Below are 16,224 nucleotides of genomic sequence, written 5' to 3' on the forward strand. Positions count from 1 at the left end.
TAATCCCCACGTAACGAAATAGGTCTTGATGTATAACAGATCGGCTTTTTTCACATCTTAATGATGATTTGACATGAAGGAGGAAAACAACCAGTGGAACAGCAGCAGAATCAGCAGCAGCCGCCAGTAAATCAGGGGATCCCGGGTTCACCGCAAGTGAATCACGGAGGACATGAGCTTTTCGATATGCATGAAGTGCTGGCCGGAACAGTCGGCGTTTTGGATCAATTTATGATGCTCAGACAGTTTATACAGGATCAGCAGCTGGCCGACATCCTTGACCGCCAGTATCAATTCATTCTCGGACTCTATAATCTGACGGCAGAATGCTTTAAAACCGGCCAAAAGCCTTCTCAGGAAACGTCGACATATATGATGAAGGAACAGAACCAGGCCGTCTACGGTATAAAACCGACTCAGCCGAAAAAACCGAATCAATCATTAAATGATGTCAAAGATCTCGGGATCAGCGGCCATATGCTCGGCCTGATTAAAGCTCAAGCTTCTCTCTTGACGATGAGCTCGCTTGAAATGACCAATCCCGTCACAAGAAGAGTGCTTTCCGCCCAAATTCAGCAATATGTCGAAATGGCGTTTGAAATCTTCTTATACCAAAACAAACACGGTTATTATCAGGTTCCTCAGCTCAATGCACAAGATATGCAGACCATGCTGAATTCATTTGCGCCGGCGCAGGGACAGCCGCAAATGCCTCCGATTAAAGGACAAATGGGACAGCAGCAGCAAAACCTCCATTGATTAAAAAACGGCGTTGGAAACCTGACTCTCCAATGCCGTTTTCTTTTTTTCATATGCTTTTGTGAAATCATGTTCAAATCGTTTCAGGCTTTCTTTCGTAGCCGCTTCAAAGCCTTTTTCAAAATCCTGTGTTTCGGCGGTTTTGTTGATAATGGTTAAGATAATGCCTTCTCCGAATGTTTCGGTTAAGTCCTTTATCATATAGAAGCTTTGCAAATAGACATCTGTTTCATATTCCATACGCGATTTCTGCCATTTTCGGTCGGTCGTTAATTGATCAAACGGCACGACGGAAAATGCAATCGGATCAATGACTACATCATAATGCGCGACCCACTCGCTCAGCCCCTCATGAAACCAAAGCGGAAATACAGACGTATCCGTCCCCAATTGCCGCGTTTTTTGATGAAACGCGTAGTGTGTATATTCATGTATAATCAATTGCTTATACATGAAAACGGCCAGCTCATCTTTTTTCAAAAGCTGTTTTTTCTCTTCAGGCAAAAGCCCCATCATCTGCTCCTGTTCTGAATAAAAACCGACTACATTTTTCAATCCTGAATATTGCTCCATTTCAGCTTCATCTGAAAAAAAAATGAGTTCAAGTGGCGCTGCACCTTTATAGCCGACAATGATTTGATTGATACGCTTTGCGTGGTCCAGCGTAAGCTTGGTCAGATCCAAGAGCGGCTTTTCATCCGCCGTATAGTAAATCGCTGTATGTTTGTAAATTTCTTTATTCATGTGTTCAGTCACTTGTTCCTTCGTCGGAACAGAGCGGCTGTTTTGGCCTGACAGGACGTACATCATACTTACTGAAACGGCTGAACTGACAGCCAATATGACAAGGACTCCGCACAGGATCAGAGTGAATGCCGCCCGTTTCCCCATGCCGTCACGCAAACAAGCTCCCCTCCCCGATCCTTTAATTTTCATCTCATTCTTTACTTTATGCTCAGGAGCGCTGGGTCGTGACGGCAGATAAAATAAAAAAGCCGCATCAAATGCGGCTTTTCCATTCATTTATTTATTGGGGTTTGGGAATACACGCTGCACCATTTGACCGAATTCATCAAACAGACCGGATACAGGATGTCCGTTTTGGATTCGTTTTCCGTAGCCTTGCATACGTTCAACGAAGTCCGGGTTCGCTGATACATATACAGTCCGGACATGTTTATCGGCTGATTTCACCTTATCGGTAATTTTATTTTTTAAATGGTTGGCGATGGCGCCTTTTTGCCCGTTTGTCAGAACAACGGCAACATATGCGCTGTTTCCGGCAACGATCACAGTCGCATTTTTAACTTCTTTTAAATCAGTCACCTTGTCAGCGGCTTTATCAGCCACTCTCAGGTTACGATTGTCATTGTGATCGGTGTTTTGGTTATGACGGTTCACTGTATTCATATTTGTCGCACCGTCGTTAGGCGTGTTGCGGTAATTTACATTCTGGGTGCGGTTGTCATTTCGTTTTCCTTCCCCCTGGTTCCCCATACTGCACCCTGCGGTAATCAGCATCGGCAGAAGAAGGGCAGAGATAACTGCTTGCTTTTTTATCATGTGAATTCCTCCTTTCTCACTTTACGTATAGGTTTTTCTATTCGGCGGGATTTATGCACGCCGTTTGCATTCTGAGCGGTTTGGATAAATATCAGAAGGAAAGGGAAAGGTAAGCGTAATCAATTGAATGAGGAGGGATTTAACTTGTTCAGAAAAAAAAGCGGCGTCAGCCCGACAGCGCTGCTGATCGGATCATCGATTCTGATTGCAGCTTTATCACCCGAAATCCGCCGGAAAATCTCCGGAATGGTTTCAGGCCGAATGCAGCATAAAGATGGTACACACTCCATGCAGCCTGCTGACCTGATTCAACAGGCGTTCGGCGGGGAATCCGGCGGACAGCAGCACACAGACAAAGCCCGGCATTCACAAAACGGCTCCATGCAGCCTGCTGAGCTGATCAAACAGGCGTTCGGCGGGGATTCCGGCGGACAGCAGCACACGGACAAAGCCCGGCATTCACAAAACGGCTCATTGCAGCCTGCCGAGCTGATCAAACAGGCGTTCGGCGGGGATTCCGGCGGAAGGCAGCATGAGCAGACTTCCCGCAATCACTCCGGCTCATCCCATACGGACGGACAGGCAGACCGCAGTAAAGAAACTTCGCCGAAGCCTCACTATACCGAGCCGATTCACTTCGAAGAAAGCGCGGTAAATGTTTTAAATGACAGCACCGTGATGAATATGCTGGAAGAAATTGAACCCGGAAATCATTAGAAAACGAAAAAATCCTTCATTCGTTCAACGATGAAGGATTTTTCGTTTTAGCGCTCTATCTATTATTTTTCTATAAGAGAATGAACCATCGATCTGCTTTTAAGCTTCTTCAGCTTCAATGACGATTGAGGAATCATTATACACCGCGGTATCGGTTTCCTTCGTCATTTTACTTGTTAACAGCCCTGCGGTCATACTGCCGCTGACATTTAAGGCGGTGCGCCCCATGTCAATTAACGGCTCAATTGAAATGAGCAGCCCGGCAAGCGCGACAGGCATGTTCAAAGCGGATAGGACGAGCAGAGCCGCAAATGTCGCGCCGCCTCCCACGCCTGCTACACCGAATGAACTGATTGCCACGATGGCGATGACGGAAATGATAAATCCCGGTTCAAACGGGTTTTGCCCCACTGTCGGCGCAATCATCATCGCGAGCATCGCCGGGTAAATGCCGGCACAGCCGTTTTGACCGATCGATAAGCCGAATGAACCGGCGAAGTTCGCAATTCCTTCCGGGACGCCCATGCTTTTTTGCGTTTTAATATTAAGCGGCAAAGCCCCTGCGCTTGATCGGGACGTAAACGCAAACACCATGACAGGAAATGCTTTTTTCACGTATGTGATCGGATTTAAACCGCTGAACGTAATCAGCAGCAAGTGAATGATAAACATGACGATAAGCGCGGCGTATGAAGCGATCACAAACATCCCCAGTTTCGCAATGCTGTCGATGTCGCTTGTCGCGATCGTCTTTGTCATAATCGCCAATACCCCGTAAGGCGTCAGTCTTAAAATCAATGTCACGACGCGCATAATAATCGCGTATACCGCATCGACAATTCCGCTGAAAGTCGCAGCGTGCTCCGGCTGCTTCCGTTTCACGCCCAGAAAAGCGATGCCGAGGAAAGCGGCGAAAATAACGACTCCGATGGTGGAAGTCGGTCTGGCCCCCGTGAAATCAAGAAACGGATTTCCCGGCAGAAGCTCAACGATTTGCTGAGGCAGCGTTTTGGCCGTCATATCCTCAGATTTTTGCTGCAGCTCCTGGCCTCTTGATAACTCGGTGCTTCCCTGGTCGATATGAACGGCTTTCAGATCAAAGGAAAGCGCCGAAGCAATTCCGACTGCCGCAGCAATTGCTGTCGTAGCGATCAAAATTCCGATGATCAGTCCGCTGATTTTCCCGATGTTATGGGTCAGTTTCAGCTTCGTAAATGCGCCTAGAATAGAAATAAAGACTAGCGGCATGACGATCATCTGAAGCAATTTGACATAACCGCCGCCGGCAATATTAAACCAATCGGCCGTTTGTGTCACGATATGTGAAGCCGGCCCGTAAATCAATTGCAGTGCAAAACCGAATACAATGCCTAGTCCGAGCGCGGTAAAGACACGTTTAGAAAAGGAAACGTGTTTCTTTTGCATGACAAACAGACCTGCTATAAGCAAAAGCATAATGAAAACATGTAAGACTATAAATAAATTCTCCAAAACAGGTAAACACTCCCTTGCTCATTATCCTTTAACACTATATTATATGAATTCCGATCGGTCAAGTAAGAATTGACAAAATATGTATTTTTATAGACTTTTCTCTTTTCTTTCCACCCTTTCTCTAGTAACTTATATAAGGGTGATTGTTATGCTGAAGGAACTGTTTCTTAATTTAACGATTTTAATTACATTTAATTATCTCTTCACCCTTCTTTTTAAAGAGTCGCTTTCGTATAAAGAAGACCGCCTGATCTTTCAATTACTGAAGGGGACGGTCTGCGGGCTTTTAGGGGTTTTTCTGATTGCTTTCGGCTTTTCTTACTCCGATTCCATCATTGATCTCAGAAATATCCCCATTATCATCGCCGCTCTTTACGGAGGCTGGGTGTCTACGGCAGCCGCCTTTGCGATTATCGTCGCAGGCCGTATCCTGATCAATTTCAATGCCAGCGCCATTTTTTCCATCGCCGCCGTCGGGGTTATTGCGATACTTTCTGCGGCCGTCCTCAGAGGAAAAAAGCCGGATCACAAAATGGCGTTCGTTATGCTGCTTTTTTCAAATGTTATTTTCACCCTGACGCTGCTGTTTCTTATGCCCGAACAGCCTGCCGGGGCCCTCTTTTATTATTGGCTCATTTCCGTCTTGGGCGGAATGCTGTCGCTGTATATTATTAAACACGAAGCCGATGCCCGCCTTTTGTTCAAGCAATACAAGTTTCAAGCGAATTATGATTTTCTGACGGGGATTTTTAATAAGAGAAAATTCGAGGAAGTCTCGCGCGTTCTGTACGATCGGGCGTCTCAATCCCCCTCGTCTCAGCTCGCGCTTATTTATTTGGATATTGATCACTTTAAGCAGATCAATGATCAATACGGCCATTATGAAGGGGATCAAGTGCTGAAGGAACTGGGGGCGCGCCTGAGGTTCTTACTCAGCAGTTCTGATCCGTCAGCCCGCATCGGCGGGGAAGAATTTGCCGTGCTTATGCCCAATTGCACGTATACGAAAGGGCTTCACCTCGCAGAGGAAATCAGGCACACGATTGACGCGAACCCGATTCTGCTGACGAGCGGAGATACAATTCCCGTGACCGTTTCCCTCGGCATCGCGCATTATCCGACAAATACATCGGATCCTCAGACATTGCCCCTGATCGCAGACCGGATGCTGTACAAAGCGAAAACATCAGGGCGCAATCAAGTGTGCAGCACTGAAAAAAAAGAATGATCGCCCGAAGCGGAAATCATTCTTTCTTTTCAGTGAGAAAGCCGCCCCTCAGGAAAACAGGAATCAGGCTGCCCTCATATTCTTTTTCAATAAACGCCGCGGTATCATCTGATTGATACAAAGACAGGAGTTTTTGCATCCGTTCATCATCTTTATCCTCAGCTCTGACGGCGATCAGATGAATATACGCTTCCTTCATTTGCGCCGATCGGATCAGCGCGTCCCTCTCCGCATGAAATCCTGCTCTTTTCGCCTCGCTTTGACTGAGAACTGCTGCGTCAGCATGTTCCGCCGCCTGATATGCGTTCTTTTTTGTTTCCGTTTTTAAGGTCAGATGCTTCGGGTTGTCCTTGATCATATCAGTTGAACCCGTACCGGTGAATCCCTTTTTCAATGTCATCAGTCCGGCCTCCTGCATGAGAAAAAGCGCCCTGCCGAAGGCCGCCGCTTCATCAGGCACGGCAATGACCGCTCCGTCCGGTATATCCTTCAGCCGTTTATGCTGCTTGGAATACACCCCCAGCGATACCGCATATGTCGTTCCTAAAGGAGCCAGCTTCTTTTTCACATGAGGCGGCAAAGATTGAAAATAAGAAACGGATTGAAACGCATTGGCGTCGAGATCCCCGCCGGCAAGCGCCAAATCGGCCTCGGCATAATCCGAAAACGTTACCAAAGAAAGCTGCAAACCTTCCTCACCGGCTTTTTTCGCGACAAACTCCCAGATCGATTGATCAGATTCATTGATTCCGATAGTAATTGTCCGGTTCCCGTCAGGATAATGGCATGAAGTAAGTAACATGATCAAAATGAAAAGAAACAGACTGTTTATAAGCCGCAGGTTCAAGTTGACCTACTCCCTATCTATTTTTATGTACAGAGGCGGCACCATGGTATTCGGGCTCATGATTACATACAATACCGATTAAAAAAAGGGTTGTCAATTGCTTCCTTAAGAGGCTGCAAAGCGGTTTTTATCAGCTGAAAATGGGCTGTTCTAGTCTCAAATCAGATTTCCGTATCAGAGCGTTCTCCTCTTAAAACATGTTATTTCGAAAAAAGTTACATTTAGCAGTTGTTTTTTCTTCGAATTACTGGTAGAGTAAAGGTAATTATTTTTGTTCGAACTATCTTTAAGAAGAAAGTTTTGTAAGAGTTTTCGTCTTGGAAGTTTGTTTTAGAGCAAGAATAGTGAATTTAAGCGTTATGTCGCTTTAGGAGGAAATTTCATGTTAGAAGGTAAAGTAAAATGGTTCAACTCTGAAAAAGGATTCGGATTCATCGAAGTAGAAGGTCAAGACGATGTATTCGTTCACTTCTCTGCTATTCAAGGCGAAGGCTTCAAAACTTTAGAAGAAGGCCAATCTGTTTCTTTCGAAATCGTTGAAGGAAACCGCGGACCACAAGCTGCTAACGTAACAAAAGCATAAATTGTTTAAAAAACCTGCCGGTGTACGCCGGCAGGTTTTTTTTCATCTAAAACGAAAAGCTGTTTTGCAAAGGCAAAACAGCTTTTTTATATCAGGTGGCAATATCGCGTTTTAAGAAGACGCCGAATGCGAGCGCCAGAAAAATAACGAAGTAAATCACAAGCATCACAACCGAAAATGTCATCGTCATCCCCTCTACTAAAGGAGTCCCGTTCATATATTGCGACAAATCTGTGTTCGCAAATAAAATATATTTGGTCCATTCAAATTTCGCAGCAAGAAATACCGTCGCCGTGTTCCCCATAACCAATAGAAAAATAGAAAATCCGACCGCTAATGAGCTGTTCCGGAATACCGCAGACAGCATAAACGCCATCGTCGCAAGCATAAAAGCGGAGACAGATTCATAGACATATGTTTTAGCGAGGAAAGCGATGATATTTTGCTCAAAAACATGGCCGTCTTTGTATACGAGATGAACATCAGCCGCAGTATCTCCGCCTGTACCGAAAAAGACCAATCCCAACAGAGCGGAGCCGGCAAATAAAATCACAAGCATCAGCAGTCCGAACAGCAGCACCGTCATATATTTAGATAGCAAAATCTGAAAACGGCTGAGCGGACGGATAGCCAGCAGCTTGATCGTCCCCCAGTTGAACTCATTCGCCACGATGCCTGCGGCAATGATAATCGTAAACAGCCCGGTCAAAACAGTCATCATCGAAGAATCAGCTACGTATGACCACACTGTGTACCCTGTATCCTCGGGGATGTTATGATCCATACGGTATTGATTTATCGCGACATTCTGTTTCAGGTTATCAATGAGCGTCTGGTTTCCGGTTTCCTTCATCTGCTGTTTCATTTCTTTGTTTTCAGCTTGGAGCTCCTGTTTCCAATTCGGATTGGCTTCGTTCGAGGTGAAATGGTTTGACAGAAGCGCAAAACCGATCATCGAAACGCCTAAAATTACAATCATAGCCCACGTGCCGACGCGGCTGAAAATTTTTATCCATTCATTATAGATCAGCTTAAACATATTGGACCTCCTCTTTCGTCCCGCCGGTAATCTCCAAGAAACGGTCTTCCAAAGATTTTGTCATGATTTTCACTTCATATAAGCGGATGTTTTCACGGACGAGCAGTGATATCACATCAGGCACTTCCTGTTTTGACAGCTTGATCTCAATGCCGTTTGTCTTCTTCACACAATCAAACTGACTCAGAACGGCAAGAGCCTCTTCTCTTTGTTCAATATGGAAGAAGTATGTATCTTTATCCTCTTTTCCTTCATCCCTTACTTTTTGAATATCGACAAGCTCCCCTTTTTGCAGAATGCCGATTCGGTCGCACATTAACTCCATTTCTGACAGCAGATGGCTAGAGACGATGACAGCCATTCCTTTTTCACGTGTCAGCTTTTTCAGATGGTCCCTGATTTCCCTGATGCCCGCGGGATCAAGGCCGTTTGTCGGTTCATCCAGAATCAGCACCTTAGGATTATGCAGCAGGCTTTGGGCGAGGCCGAGACGCTGTCTCATTCCGAGAGAGTAGGTTTTTACTTTGTCATGTATTCTGTCCTGCAACCCGACGAGCTCGATGACCTCATCTATTTTTTCTTTCGTAACGCCTTTTACCATCCTTGCGTACTGCTGTAAATTTTTATAGCCGCTCAGGAATTTGTACAGCTCCGGGTTTTCCACGATGGCTCCGACGTGCCTGACCGCTTTTGCATAGTTTTTCGTAATGGATTCCCCGCAGATTACGATGTCTCCCTGAGACAGTTTCATTAATCCGACCATCATTCTGATCGTAGTGGTTTTCCCCGCTCCGTTCGGCCCTAAAAATCCAAACACTTCGCCCGCCCGGACGGAGAAGCTCAGATCATGAATAATCGTTCGTCCTTTTATCGTTTTCTTTACCTGTTGCAGTTCTAATACCGTTTCCAATTAGAATCCCCCTTCTATTTCGTGCGCCTGCATGACGCTTCTGTACCATTGCAGCACGGACATTCCTTCCTGTTCCCGAATTTCTTCGACCTCGCGCCGTTCAGCGATTTTCCCTTTTATGAAAACCATCACTTCGTCTAACAGCGTCTCAATCTCGCCGATCTCATGCGTGGCGATGACGACGATCTGACTGTCAAAATCAATATAAGATACGAGACTGTTGACAATCGATTCCCTGACCGCCGGATCAAGACCTGAAAACGGCTCATCCAGCAGAATGACGGATGCTTTTCTCGACAGGGCCAAGACGATTTTCAGCCTGCCCCGGCTGCCTTTGGAGAGCTCTTTTATCTTCTGCTTCGCTGAAAGATTCATTTCCGTTAATAGGTTATGTGCTTTTTCCAGCTGAAAATCCGGGAATTGCGAATGATAAAATGTGAGCATATCACCGACGGTCGTCCGGGCGGAAAACATATCATGTTCGGTTAAATAAGCCGTACGAAACAGCATGTTCCTGCTTACTGCGCAGTCTCCGATCCGGACGGCGCCCGATGTCGGGAACGCAAGCCCGGCAAGCATTTTAAGCGTTGTTGATTTCCCGCTTCCGTTCGGCCCTAAAATTCCGTAGATTTTACCCGGAGACAATGAAAATGATACATCGCTGACCGCGAGCCTGCGGCCGTATTTTTTTGTTACGCGTTCAAAATCAAGATTCATCGTTTGCTTCCTCCGCATATTGTTTGATCCCGTCGAGCATTTCCTCAGGAGATAACCCCAGCTCCGCCATTTCCTGAATAAAGCGTTTGAAAACGTCTTTTGTCAGCCTGTCTTTCAGCTCTGCTTTCAGATCGGATCTTTCCGCTATAAAGGTTCCCTGTCCTCTTCTCGTCTCCACGATCCCCAGCCTTTCCATTTCACTGTACGTTCTTTGTATCGTGTTCGGATTCACTTTCATCTGTACGGCCATCTCCCTTACGGACGGCAGTTTGTCCCCCGGTGAAAGCTCACTTCGGATCAGCCGGTAATATACACGATCGGCAATCTGCAGATAAATCGGCTTGGATGACTGAAATTCATTCTCCATCATTACACCTCAACCTTTCGATTCAGCAGCATAGAGGCCAGCGCGAGACAGAGCGCCGCAAGCACGATCACTGCCAAGAAGCTGAAAAGCGAAATGTGGACGGCTTTCAGCTCCATCGTCCATCCGGTCAATTTTGTATAATGAAAATGAAAATTCGCATACACTTTTACCGGCCATAAATCATGTTGAGATGAAGTGAAAGGCGTAATGATTTTATCGTCAATATAGGTCCAGACAAACGCAAGCACGATGCAGATCACCCAACGGAGGACGGGAACATGTTTTAATGAGTGAAAAACAGTCCAAAATACGGCCACGATCACAGATAAGTACGCTGAACTGATCAGCAGGTAAGCATTCAGTCCGGTTAATGTGCCGGCCAGGGGAATGGCGTGTTCCAGCGCTCCTTTTGCAGAAAGCATCCGGTACATCCAAATGCCGTAACCGGTCAGCGCCAGCTGCCCGATCAACTGATACAGCAGTGAGGCCGTCAGCTTGGAAGCCAGCAGATAAAATCCTCCATTCGGATTGTAAAGCCACAGCTGGTTTTTTCCTTCTTTATGAAGGTGATAGTACATAAAAAGCGGCGCTACAAGAAATTGAAAAAACCCCATTGCCGCAAAAAAGCCGAAAATGACGAGCGGTTCTTTCTGACGGGCAGCGATGACGTGGGCTGCAAACGCCAAGCAAATCATGCCGAAAAGCCACAACGCGAGCCAAATCCATGAAACCTTCGCATCTTTTTTCAGCAAACCTAAAAACGATGTCATTCTTGCTCTCTCCATTCGGATCAAGTGTATGAGTAACATAGTACACTAGATCATCACGTATTACAATATCTTCAATAAAAAAAAGACAAATCCGCTCTTACGCAGATTTGCCTTTTCAATTACTTCTTTTTGTTTTTTAAGGAGAGCAGCGCATCACGATAGCTGCTATCCTGCATTTTGCCGCCGCTATCAGGATCGTTTGTTTCCCGATCCGTCTCAGAAGTCTTAAACTTCTGAAGCGCCTGACGGTACACATCATCGCCCATTGTATTCTTTTTCTCACGGGGAGATTCAGATTTCACAACGACGGGAGCATGCTCGGCTGAGCGCTCCTCGGCCGGATCATGCTTTTCCGGCTGTTCGGCTGTAGTGCCGATCGCTTCTCTCTTTTCTTCTTTGACATCCTGTCCTGCAGAAGTGCTGCGGACATTGAATGTGATAAGAAGTGCAATCACAATGACAGCAGCAATAACCGCTATAATAATGGCCATATAACCCTCTCCTTACTGTCGTCCGGCAGTTAGATTACCTGTGACTTGGCTGACACGTCTGCCAAGCGCACGGCCTAATTGAAGGCCTTCTTCCGTCATCAGCACATCGCTGTCAACCGGGCATGTGACGCCTGCGCCGTAGTAAGAGCCGTACAGCGCGTTTTCAGGAACGTTGCCGGGAAGTCCGACAACAATCATGCCTTGGTGAAACATAGGAGTGATCAGATTGTGCATTGTCATTTCTAATCCGCCATGTGTTGTCGCCGTCGTACAGAATACGGCGCCGACTTTATCAATCAGCTCGCCTTCAGCCCACAGATAGCCGAGTCTGTCGATCCACGCTTTTAAGCCTGAACTGATGGTGCCAAAGTGTCCCGGACATCCCCAGATAATGGCATCCATGTCTTTCAGCTTGCGGATGTCTGCTTGATCGACATGATCGATCAGGACTTCAGCCTCAGCGTTTTCTCGCGCTCCTTCGGCAATGGCTTCAGCAAGGTGTTTTGTGTGTTCGCCTTCACTATCGTACACTACGTAAATTTTCATTCAGGAAACCTCCCATTCAGATGATTAAGATTCCTTCACTTCTTTAGGGGCCGGAAGCAATGACAGCTCCTCTTTTTTCTTCGCCCGCTGTTTGTCTTTCCGTACGTCACGCAAGAACAGGCTCAGGACTACGCCGATAACCGCAAAGATCGTCGCCCACATAAACGCGTCATTAATCCCCATAACGTTGGAATTAAGTGAAGCTGTTTTGTAGAGATATGAATAAACGGTTTGTTTCGCCGCATCAAGCGACATGTTCATGTTGACCATTAAATTCGAAACCGCGCTTTGGAACGACTGCATGAAGCTTGGATCAGCCGTGCTCGTTTTATCCGCAATCTGCGAATAGTGCATTGTCGTACGGTTCGTATAAATCGTTGTGATCAAACTTGTTCCGATTGAACCGCTGATCTGGCGGAGCGTGTTGCTCATCGCCGTGCCGTGGCTGTTCAACCGTGCCGGAAGCTGGTTCATTCCGGCTGTCATAACAGGCATCATTAACAGTGACATACCGAATGCGCGGATGGCATAGACAAGCATAATGTGCGTGTAAGGTGTGTCAATTGTCAATTTTGTGTACTGGAATGTCGTTGCGACCGTGATGACCAGCCCGATAATCGCAAGCGGTCTCGGACCGATTTTGTCAAACAGAATACCGGAAATCGGCGACATGATCAGCATGACAATCGCGCCCGGCAATAGCAAGAGACCCGATTGCAGCGCCGTAAAGCCGACTAAGTTCTGCAGGTAAATCGGAAGCAGGAACATTCCTGTGTAAAGCGCAACGGTAATAATGATGTTAATCACACTGGAAAGTGAGAAAATATCATATTTAAATACCCGGAAGTCGAGCATCGGTTTTTCAGAGCGCAATTGCTGAATGACAAACGCGGCAATCGCGATGACACCGACGATGACGGTAGACAGCACGATCGGATCTCCCCAGCCGTCGCTGCCCGCTTCACTGACTCCGTAAAGCAATGAGGCAAATCCGACAATGGATAGAATCGCACCCAAGCTGTCGAGTTTGATTTTTTGCGGTTCCACCAAGTTCTTAAAGAGGAAAAACGCTATGATAATAACGATTGCCCCGATCGGAACAAGGCCGTAGAACATAATGCGCCATGTGTAATGCTCGATGATCCAGCCGGAAAGAGTCGGTCCGACCGCCGGAGCAAACATCATCGCAAGACCGAAAATCCCCATTCCTTTCCCCCTGCTTTCAGGCGGGAAGATAAGCAGAATGGTTGTCATGACCAGCGGCTGCAGGATACCGCCGCCGACCGCCTGAATTAACCGGCCGATCAGCATGGTTGAGAAGTTAGGCGCGATTCCGCAGACTAACGTTCCCGCTGTAAAACAGAACATGGCTACGAGAAAGAGGCTTCTCTGTCCGAACCGGGTAATTAAGAACGCAGATAACGGAATCAAAACACCGTTGACCAGCATGTATCCGGTCGTAAGCCACTGAATCGTCGTCGCACTCACACCGAACTCGGTCATTAAGTGCGGCATCGCCACGTTAAGAAGCGTTTGGTTCAAGATCGCCAGGAATAACCCGGCCATAAGCACAATAAGCAATGTTTTAGGACTTTTTACTTGATTATCTGATTTAGCCACCTAAGACAACCTCCCTTCATGGTTTGATGACTGATCTGTATTATTCAGAAATTTTTACAGATGCGTTCATACCAGGAAGCACCTTGTCAGATGGGTTGCTGAGTGAAATTTTAACAGGAACTTTTTGCGTTACTTTTGTGTAGTTGCCGCTTGAGTTTGAAGAAGGCAGCATATCAAAAGTTGAATTTGTCGCATAACCGATTTCTTCTACTGTTCCGTCAAATGTTGTATTAGGGTCGCCGTCAACAATTACGTCTACTTTGTTTCCTACTTCAATGTCTCTGATGTCTGTTTCTTTAATATTTGCAGTGATGTAAAGGTGTTTCATGTCAATTTCCTGGGCAATTGTCGTACCGGCTTGCACCATTTGGCCGTTTTTCACTTCGTTTTTCACGATTGTTCCATCCATGATGGCTTTTACGTCAGCATTTTGCTGTCCTTTGATTTTTGCAACAACGTCGTTTTTGCTTACTTCTTTCCCCTCATCAAGGTTCCAGTCAGTTACTTTACCCGCAGCAGGAGCTGTGATAGCAGCCATGTCGCCGGCAACTTTTGCTTCATCGGTTTTTACATAGTGTGTGCTTTGATAATAGTAGTAAGCACCTCCGCCTATAATTGCAAGAACAACAATCAAACCGATAATGTTGGTCAGAATTAAACGTCCTCTGTTCATTTTGTTTTCTCCTTTCGTTTCTTCCTCTATCATTTTGTGGAATGATGATAAAAATATGTGGGGATTTTTTTATTTTCCGTTTTTCACTGCACAGCCGTTTGCAAGCTTCGTTAAACTTTCCGCAAGCTTGCGCAGGTACTGCAGTTCAGCGGTATTGAGCTGCCGGTATAAGACCGCCGCTTTTTCGGCATATTGAACAGCAGCTTTCTTTAGAAGTTCTTCCCCCTCTTCGGTTAACTGAATCATAACAACACGCCGGTCGTCGTGATAGTCGCTCCGAACCATTAGGCGGCGCTTATACAGAATATCGGTCATTCTCGTGACAGACGCCGGTTTCAGATCAAGCGACAAAGCCAGCCTTGAAAGCTGCGTGCTTTTGCTCTTATGTATTTTGAACATCAGCAGATACTGCAGTACTGTAATATCAAAAGGTTCAAGAACTGTCTCCAGAATCATTTTCTGCTTTTTGTAAATCGATCTGGAAGTATCAAACAGTTGTTCAAAACTGAGCAAAGCGAGCTCTGATTCAATCACCGTATTTTCACCTCATTCCCTTAATAATAGTTCACAAGATAAAATATTAATAAATGAAAGAAGGTTTGTAAAGAGAAAAGTTTCATTTTTTAAGGATTTTTTTTATGCCGTTTTTTCTCTTTATTTTTAATTTAAAAAAGCCGAGTGAAGAACCGCGGCCGCACGATTCTTCACTCGGCTTTATATTTAATACGATGCTTTGCTTACACCGGCTTCCTCATTTTTAAAAAAGCTTTTCAGCGCTTGAAATACGTCTGATTTCTGTTTCAGGATGTAGTATTTAAATTTATCATCTTTGACATTTTTATAGGCGGACATGAGGGTGGAATGCCTGTTATATTGATTGACCTCCCCGTAACAGAACAGATTCGATTTTTTCATGATGTCATTGACGAGCTTTACGCACCGGGCGTTATCCGAAGTCAGGTTATCTCCGTCTGAAAAATGAAACGGATAGATGTTGTAGCGGGCGGGGTCATATTTTTCATCAATTAATTCAAGAGACTTCCGGTAAACGGAGGAACAGATGGTGCCCCCGCTCTCGCCTTTCGAGAAGAAATCTTCTTCCGACACAACCTTCGCTTCCGTATGGTGGGCGATAAATTCGATATCAACCGTTTCATACTTTGTCCGTAAAAATCGTGTCATCCAAAAAAAGAAGCTCCTCGCCATATACTTTTCCCATACGCCCATCGAACCGCTTGTATCCATCATGGCTAAAACGACAGCTTTCGATTCCGGCTTCGTCACATCATTCCATGTTTTGTATTTCAGATCTTCCGGATAAATAGGGTAAAACGACGGCTTGCCTGTCATGGCGTTTCGTTTATAGGCCGACAGCATCGTCCTTTTCTTATCGATATTCCCTGTCAGCCCGGTTTTCCGGATATCATTGAACTCGATATCGGTATGGACGATATTGTCCCTTTCCTTTTGCTGCAGATTCGGCAGTTCTAATTCCTGAAACAGCGCTTCTTCCAGATCCATCAATGAAACTTCCGCTTCATAATAATCCTCGCCTGCCTGATCGCCGGCTCCCTGGCCTTTTCCGGCACCCTGCTTTTTATCTGCGCCGTCTCTTGCGACGACATCGCCGACTTCGCTGTCGCCGTCGCCTTGGCCGACATGTTTATTTTTATCATAGTTATAACGGATTTTATATTCATCAAGCGAACGAATCGGGATTTTCACGACATCTTTTCCGTTGGACATAATAATGCTTTCCTCAGTGACAAGGTCCGGAAGGTTGTTTTTTATCGCTTCCTGTACTTTCTTTTGGTGGCGCTGCTGGTCGTCAAAGCCTTTGCGATGGAGGGACCAGTCTTCCTCTGAAATCAAAAAATTTCCGCTGTCATTACGGGACATG

At 45.9% G+C, this 16,224-nt stretch carries 19 protein-coding genes; 4 read left to right on the forward strand and 15 right to left on the reverse strand.

Annotated features, from left to right (window positions below):
• The first annotated feature begins 93 nt into the window (after window positions 1-93).
• Complete coding sequence (locus OVA33_RS20265; protein WP_007610275.1) at window positions 94-759, forward strand: spore coat protein; 666 nt, start codon at window positions 94-96, stop codon at window positions 757-759.
• On the opposite strand, the gene OVA33_RS20270 is transcribed toward OVA33_RS20265, so the two are convergent.
• A complete protein-coding gene (locus OVA33_RS20270) occupies window positions 760-1,662 on the reverse strand; it encodes a hypothetical protein (RefSeq protein WP_025649518.1) in 903 nt (300 codons plus the stop codon). It lies immediately after the preceding gene.
• 120 nt (window positions 1,663-1,782) lie between these two features.
• On the reverse strand, window positions 1,783-2,322 hold the full coding sequence (locus tag OVA33_RS20275) for a YhcN/YlaJ family sporulation lipoprotein (RefSeq protein WP_003155362.1): 540 nt from the start codon (window positions 2,320-2,322) through the stop codon (window positions 1,783-1,785).
• 144 nt (window positions 2,323-2,466) lie between these two features.
• On the opposite strand from OVA33_RS20275, the gene OVA33_RS20280 reads away from it, so the two are divergent.
• On the forward strand, window positions 2,467-3,039 hold the full coding sequence (locus tag OVA33_RS20280) for a hypothetical protein (RefSeq protein ID WP_128974035.1): 573 nt from the start codon (window positions 2,467-2,469) through the stop codon (window positions 3,037-3,039).
• A 99-nt stretch (window positions 3,040-3,138) separates the two neighbouring features.
• On the opposite strand, the gene OVA33_RS20285 is transcribed toward OVA33_RS20280, so the two are convergent.
• Window positions 3,139-4,530 (reverse strand): L-cystine transporter, encoded by a 1,392-nt coding sequence (locus tag OVA33_RS20285; protein WP_017417330.1) that lies wholly within the window; start codon window positions 4,528-4,530, stop codon window positions 3,139-3,141.
• A 151-nt stretch (window positions 4,531-4,681) separates the two neighbouring features.
• Between OVA33_RS20285 and OVA33_RS20290 the strand changes: the two genes are divergently transcribed.
• Window positions 4,682-5,761, forward strand: coding sequence for a GGDEF domain-containing protein (locus OVA33_RS20290; protein WP_017417329.1), 1,080 nt, complete (start codon window positions 4,682-4,684; stop codon window positions 5,759-5,761).
• A 16-nt stretch (window positions 5,762-5,777) separates the two neighbouring features.
• Here OVA33_RS20290 and OVA33_RS20295 read toward each other — a convergent pair whose 3' ends face one another.
• Complete coding sequence (locus OVA33_RS20295) at window positions 5,778-6,608, reverse strand: MetQ/NlpA family ABC transporter substrate-binding protein (protein WP_017417328.1); 831 nt, start codon at window positions 6,606-6,608, stop codon at window positions 5,778-5,780.
• Window positions 6,609-6,990: 382 nt separating this feature from the next.
• Between OVA33_RS20295 and cspB the strand changes: the two genes are divergently transcribed.
• Window positions 6,991-7,191, forward strand: coding sequence for a cold shock-like protein CspB (gene cspB, locus OVA33_RS20300; protein ID WP_003155376.1), 201 nt, complete (start codon window positions 6,991-6,993; stop codon window positions 7,189-7,191).
• A 91-nt stretch (window positions 7,192-7,282) separates the two neighbouring features.
• Here cspB and OVA33_RS20305 read toward each other — a convergent pair whose 3' ends face one another.
• The 11 genes from OVA33_RS20305 to yhbH all read right to left on the reverse strand — a co-directional run bounded on the left by OVA33_RS20305 (window position 7,283) and on the right by yhbH (window position 16,223).
• A complete protein-coding gene (locus OVA33_RS20305) occupies window positions 7,283-8,230 on the reverse strand; it encodes an ABC transporter permease (RefSeq protein WP_014417273.1) in 948 nt (315 codons plus the stop codon).
• Window positions 8,223-9,140, reverse strand: coding sequence for an ABC transporter ATP-binding protein (locus tag OVA33_RS20310; RefSeq protein WP_012117151.1), 918 nt, complete (start codon window positions 9,138-9,140; stop codon window positions 8,223-8,225). Before OVA33_RS20310 ends, OVA33_RS20305 begins: the two co-directional genes overlap by 8 nt.
• Complete coding sequence (locus OVA33_RS20315) at window positions 9,141-9,857, reverse strand: ATP-binding cassette domain-containing protein (RefSeq protein ID WP_017417327.1); 717 nt, start codon at window positions 9,855-9,857, stop codon at window positions 9,141-9,143.
• Entirely contained in the window at window positions 9,847-10,224 is a 378-nt protein-coding gene (locus tag OVA33_RS20320) for a GntR family transcriptional regulator (RefSeq protein WP_025650314.1), read from the reverse strand. Before OVA33_RS20320 ends, OVA33_RS20315 begins: the two co-directional genes overlap by 11 nt.
• A gap of 2 nt (window positions 10,225-10,226) precedes the next feature.
• A complete protein-coding gene (locus OVA33_RS20325; protein WP_017417326.1) occupies window positions 10,227-10,994 on the reverse strand; it encodes a hypothetical protein in 768 nt (255 codons plus the stop codon).
• A 119-nt stretch (window positions 10,995-11,113) separates the two neighbouring features.
• Complete coding sequence (locus OVA33_RS20330) at window positions 11,114-11,485, reverse strand: hypothetical protein (protein ID WP_014417269.1); 372 nt, start codon at window positions 11,483-11,485, stop codon at window positions 11,114-11,116.
• A gap of 12 nt (window positions 11,486-11,497) precedes the next feature.
• Window positions 11,498-12,031, reverse strand: a complete 534-nt coding sequence (locus tag OVA33_RS20335; RefSeq protein ID WP_003155386.1) for an NAD(P)H-dependent oxidoreductase — start codon at window positions 12,029-12,031, stop codon at window positions 11,498-11,500.
• 24 nt (window positions 12,032-12,055) lie between these two features.
• The gene (locus OVA33_RS20340) at window positions 12,056-13,651 is read right to left on the reverse strand and encodes an MFS transporter (RefSeq protein WP_003155387.1); all 1,596 of its coding nucleotides are present in this window, start codon (window positions 13,649-13,651) and stop codon (window positions 12,056-12,058) included.
• Window positions 13,652-13,691: 40 nt separating this feature from the next.
• Window positions 13,692-14,357, reverse strand: coding sequence for an HlyD family secretion protein (locus OVA33_RS20345; RefSeq protein WP_007610259.1), 666 nt, complete (start codon window positions 14,355-14,357; stop codon window positions 13,692-13,694).
• A gap of 36 nt (window positions 14,358-14,393) precedes the next feature.
• Window positions 14,394-14,858, reverse strand: coding sequence for a MarR family transcriptional regulator (locus tag OVA33_RS20350; protein ID WP_003155389.1), 465 nt, complete (start codon window positions 14,856-14,858; stop codon window positions 14,394-14,396).
• Between the two features lie 186 nt (window positions 14,859-15,044).
• A complete protein-coding gene (gene yhbH / locus OVA33_RS20355) occupies window positions 15,045-16,223 on the reverse strand; it encodes a sporulation protein YhbH (protein WP_017417325.1) in 1,179 nt (392 codons plus the stop codon).
• Between the last annotated feature and the right edge of the window lies 1 nt (window position 16,224).

Source organism: Bacillus sp. KICET-1, assembly GCF_027721405.1.
GTDB classification, from domain to species: domain Bacteria; phylum Bacillota; class Bacilli; order Bacillales; family Bacillaceae; genus Bacillus; species Bacillus velezensis.